Here is a 4,537-nt window from a genome sequence, read left to right as displayed (position 1 = left end):
AACCCCTGTACTCACCGTGAAAGGGTGATGTCCTAGGCCTCTAGACGATGGGGACAGAAATCTGTCCTGAATGCATTACTTCGCATCCTGACCCGGTACTGCAGCAATCGCAGAAACAAAAAAAGCCTGACTTGTCAGGCCCGTTCAGCACTGCACTCTTGCTTTACAACTAAATCCTGGCGTCCCCAAGGGGATTCGAACCCCTGTACTCACCGTGAAAGGGTGATGTCCTAGGCCTCTAGACGATGGGGACCTGTGCTGGCTTTACTCTCAGCGGACTCTTCGTTGAAGGCTTTGCTTAGCCCCTCAAAAAAGCGTGCGCGAAGTATAGCACGGGGCCATTCACAAAATCAACCGCAGGCGCATCTTATTTTCCATGGAGGAAACCGCTCCCGGCGGCGATTGTTCAATGTGCAATCGATCGGCTGCGCGGGCGAGGTACAGGTCCTCAGCAGCAGCAGCCAGACAAGCAAAAGGAAAGCCTCTTGCCCCCCCTTCGTTTGCACTGGCCCAAACCCGCGTCATACAAGGGGTGGGCGGCGGGAGGAGCTGAGCAAGCCTGGCCCGCCGCCTTGACCATCAGTTCTTGTAATGGCTGAAGCGATAACCTTGGTCGAAGTATGCTGCCAATGCGACGATCGCTCCGGAGCACGTGAGCATCAAGGCCACGGCGCTCGTGTCACGCGTCGCAGACTGGGCAACCATTGATAACGCCCACAACGGGGCAATACCGCCGGCAATGGCAGTGCCGATTTCACGCCCCGAACCGACCCCCGTCGAGCGGTTTTGCACGGCAAACTGGCGACTGAGGAAAGAGCCCTGCGGGGCGAACATCATCGGCGCCAGCACCCCGGTGCCGACGATCAGCGCCAGGTAAATCAGCCTGTTCTCGCCGCTGTCGAGCAACTGCATGAACGGGTACGCGAACAATGCTGACAGCAGGCCGCCGACGATCAGCAGCTTCTTGCTGCTGAACTTGTCACACAGATAGCCGAAGAGCGGGACGGTAAAGATTGCGACCAGACTGGCCAGTGTCACCGATAGCGATGTCACGCTGGCCGAAATGCCTTTGAACTGGGTCAGGTAGGCCAGCGAGAAGGTCTTGAAGACATAGCTCAGTGCGTTGTAACCGATGGCGACAAAGAAGACGACGCCCAGGCCCTTGAGATTGGTTTTCCACAATTCGCGGAACGGCCTCTTCTGGCGATGGCTTTCCTCGAAGTGGTGATACTCTGGCGTTTCCGGCAGACTCCCACGCACCCAGAGCCCAACCAGTACCAGCACGAAACTGAGGATGAAGGGAATGCGCCAGCCGCCGGCAAGCAAAAACTTGTCGCCATTGACGGTCAGCAGATAAACGGTCAGCGACGACAGCAACAGGCCAAGGTTCAGCCCCAATGCAGGCCACGCACCTTGTCGTCCCTTCTTGTTGTCGGCCGCATGTTCGTAGGAAGTTACCGCCGCCCCCGCCAGTTCAGCACCGGCGCCCAGGCCCTGCACAATGCGGATCAGCACCAGGCACAGGGGCGCCCAAACGCCGATGCTGGCGTAGGAAGGAACCAGGCCAATGGCGGTCGTGCACAAGCCCATCATACAGAAAGTAACGAACAACATTTTCTTGCGCCCATAGCGGTCGCCGAAGTAGCCGAAGAACAGCCCCCCGATCGGTCGCGCCACAAAGCCGATGGCGAAGGTGGCAAAGGCTTGCAGCGATGCATTCGCCGGGTCCGAAGTATCGAAGAAGACCTTGCTGAAGACAATCGACGCCATCGTCGCGTAAAGATAAAAGTCATACCACTCCAGCATTGAGCCGACGATGGTCGCTGCCGCCACTTTGCGCAAACGACTTTTTGTCTGTGCCGGGGTTTCCTGTTCCGTTTTTTGAATGTTCAAAATGTCTCCTTCATGAATTAATTTTTTTATTTTTCGCCTAGAGCGTTCGAGTTGGGGCTGGCTGGGGAGCGACAGACAACCGTACGTTGTCCGCTACGCAAACTCAGCGCCTCATCACTTCACGCACAATGTATTCAGCAATGGCTAGCGACGATGTCGCCCCTGGTGACGGTGCATTGCGGATGTGGGTAATGTTGCCGTGTTGGCGAATCACGAAATCGTCAACCAGCGCACCATTGGCCTCCATTGCCTGGGCACGGATCCCACGAACCGCCGGAACAATACCGACCGAGGCAAGCGTCGGCACATAGCGCGCCGCCTCGCGGACAAAGCTCGCCTCGCTGACCACAGTCTTCAGTTCCCGAAGCGTCGCCGGCAGGTTACGGGCAGCAAACTTCCAAAAGCCGGGGTAGCTGGCAAAATTGAAGATGTCGGCCAGGTTCATGCTGCGGCCGTCATAGTTCTCGCGACCGAAGGATATGAAAGCATTCGGGCCGATCGTCATCTGTCCGTCGATACGCTTTGTGAAATGCACCCCGAGGAAAGGAAAGCGCGGGTCCGGCACCGGGTAGATCAAGCCTTTGACATGCGACTTGAAAGCCTCGTCGATCACGTAATACTGGCCGAAGAACGGTACGATGCGTGGCGTGTCCTGATCGCCCGAACGCTCTGCCAGGCGATCTGACTGCAAACCCGCGCAGGCAATTGCCTGATCGAATACCGTATCGAAGACCTCTCCGTCTGCAAGTTCGACCCGTACTTCGCCGCCTTGCTCAAGCAGGCGCTCAACCGGCGAATTCAGACAAATGCGCCCGCCACGTTCCCTGATTTCATCGGCGATTCGGGCCGCAATTTGACCGTAACTGACAATCGCCGTTTTCGGTGAATGCAAGGCGCCCAGGCCGATGCAGTTGGGCTCGATTTCACGCAGCTCATTTGAGCCGATCAGCCGCACGCCAGGCACACCGTTGGCCTGCGCTTTCCGATAAATCGCCTCCAGGCGAGGCAACTCTTCCTCTTGTAGCGCGACGACGACTTTGCCGCACTCGTCGTAGGGGATCGCATTGTCGCGGCAATAGTTGCCAATCAATTCGCCCCCGCGCCTGCAAAGTCGTGCCTTGAGTCCCCCCGGCTCATAGTACAGACCGGCATGGACCACACCCGAATTGTGGCTGGACTGATGACTGGCGACACTCGCCTCCTTTTCGAACAGCACCACCGTGGCGTCGGGAAAATCCAACAATAACTGACGTGCGACTGCGAGGCCATTTATCCCCCCGCCGATAACTGCATAACGCTTCTTGTTCATTGCGCCTCTCAAAAAAATAGCAAACTCGTCATTTCACTGCTACATGCATCACTTTGGCGAAGGGCGAGGGCCTGCATATGCCGCCCGCCCAACGCCTGGCACCGACGCGATTTGCCCTGTCAAGCATTTTTGATCAAGCACAATTTAGATAAAAGCGAAAAATTATGTACAATTAATTTCGAAAAAAGAGAACAAGTGATGTCCATGACTTTAAAGCAACTCGAAGCGTTCTACTGGGCCGCCACCTGCGCCAACTTTGCGATTGCCGCCGAACGCCTGCATTTGTCCGTATCGTCTCTCTCCAAGCGCATTTCAGAACTGGAGGAAGCGCTTGGCATCAATCTGTTCGACCGGAGTGGCCACCGCGCCGTACTCAGCGATGCAGGCCAGGCATTGCTGCCACGCGCGCTGGCGCTGCTCGATGACGCCGCCGCAATACGTACCGCCTTCGCACCCTCTGCCGGGCTAGTTGGCCGTTGCACCTTTGGTGTTGGCGAACTCAGCGCGCTGACCTGGCTACCGCAGTTCATTGCGCAAGTCCGGGCACTGCATCCCAAATTGACGCTCGAACCCTATGTCGACGTGGGCTCAGTTCTGGAAAGCCGCGTCACCAAGGGCGAGCTCGATTTTGCGATCATTGCCGGACGCTCATCGCACCACGGCATCCTGTCGCAACCAGTCAGCCAAGCACAATTCATCTGGCTTGCCGCGCCAACCCTGGCTGTATCTGACAGCCCGCCTGGCTTACGTGGTGCCGCCGATTTACTTGACGCTGGACAGCCCATCGTTGCCTTACCGCCATCAGCTGGCACCACGCGACTGATTGATGACTGGCTACTGGCTCACGGCATCGCTGCCGTTGAGCGCATAAGTTGCAATAATTGGGGGGCCATTGCCGGCATGCTGATTGCCTCTGTCGGGATCGGCATACTGCCCACTGGCTGGAGTCAAAAGCTGGTTGACCAGGGTCTGCTGCTCCCGCTCGCCGCCGCCGAAATGCCAGCACCGGTAATCTATTCTTTTCAGTGGCGGCGCGGAGACAACCGCCCACTGCTCGACCAGCTACGCGGGCTTTCCACCCAATATGTCGACTTCACTGCCGATCTATCGCGACCGCTGGGCAGCATAACGGAACGCAGATAACTGCCGGCCATGCGCCGCCCGCTGGCCACCTCGGCCGCTCGAGGCGACTTTGATTATCATGTGATTGATGCGCTGTTGGTGGAGGCGGCATGGATACGGATGCTGGCTTCAGAAGATGGTGCTGTCGGATTACGCTACGCTAATCCGACCTTGTATTATTCCCCTCATGCCGTTCGTGGTATTGCGAACGGT

At 57.4% G+C, this 4,537-nt stretch carries 4 protein-coding genes and 1 tRNA gene; 2 read left to right on the top strand and 3 right to left on the bottom strand.

Going from position 1 to position 4,537, the window contains the following annotated elements:
* Positions 1–177 precede the first annotated feature (177 nt).
* From JAB8_RS14940 to lhgO, 3 genes are all read right to left on the bottom strand, one after another.
* Positions 178–253: transfer RNA gene (locus JAB8_RS14940), tRNA-Glu, on the bottom strand.
* Positions 254–579: 326 nt separating this feature from the next.
* Positions 580–1,893: an MFS transporter gene (locus tag JAB8_RS14935; RefSeq protein WP_227742140.1), complete on the bottom strand. Its 1,314-nt coding sequence runs from the start codon at positions 1,891–1,893 to the stop codon at positions 580–582.
* Positions 1,894–1,996: 103 nt separating this feature from the next.
* Positions 1,997–3,202 carry an L-2-hydroxyglutarate oxidase gene (lhgO, locus tag JAB8_RS14930; RefSeq protein WP_070290416.1) on the bottom strand — a complete coding sequence of 402 codons (1,206 nt, stop codon included), beginning with the start codon at positions 3,200–3,202 and terminating at the stop codon, positions 1,997–1,999.
* A gap of 204 nt (positions 3,203–3,406) precedes the next feature.
* Between lhgO and JAB8_RS14925 the strand changes: the two genes are divergently transcribed.
* Together JAB8_RS14925 and JAB8_RS29720 are read left to right on the top strand one after the other, a co-directional pair.
* On the top strand, positions 3,407–4,345 hold the full coding sequence (locus JAB8_RS14925) for a LysR family transcriptional regulator (protein ID WP_070290417.1): 939 nt from the start codon (positions 3,407–3,409) through the stop codon (positions 4,343–4,345).
* Positions 4,346–4,354: 9 nt separating this feature from the next.
* The coding region (locus JAB8_RS29720; RefSeq protein WP_217494225.1) for a hypothetical protein at positions 4,355–4,537 on the top strand (183 nt) is incomplete at its 3' end.

Origin of the sequence: Janthinobacterium sp. HH106 (assembly GCF_001758725.1) — a bacterium.
In the GTDB taxonomy this organism is placed as follows: Bacteria; Pseudomonadota; Gammaproteobacteria; order Burkholderiales; family Burkholderiaceae_D; genus Janthinobacterium.
This window is presented reverse-complemented; position numbering and strand designations above follow the sequence as displayed.

Coding starts and splice junctions, on each gene's coding strand:
- lhgO (WP_070290416.1), bottom strand. CDS start 3,202: ATGAACAAGAAGCGTTATGCAGTTATCGGCGGGGGGATAAATGGCCTC.
- JAB8_RS14925 (WP_070290417.1), top strand. CDS start 3,407: ATGACTTTAAAGCAACTCGAAGCGTTCTACTGGGCCGCCACCTGCGCC.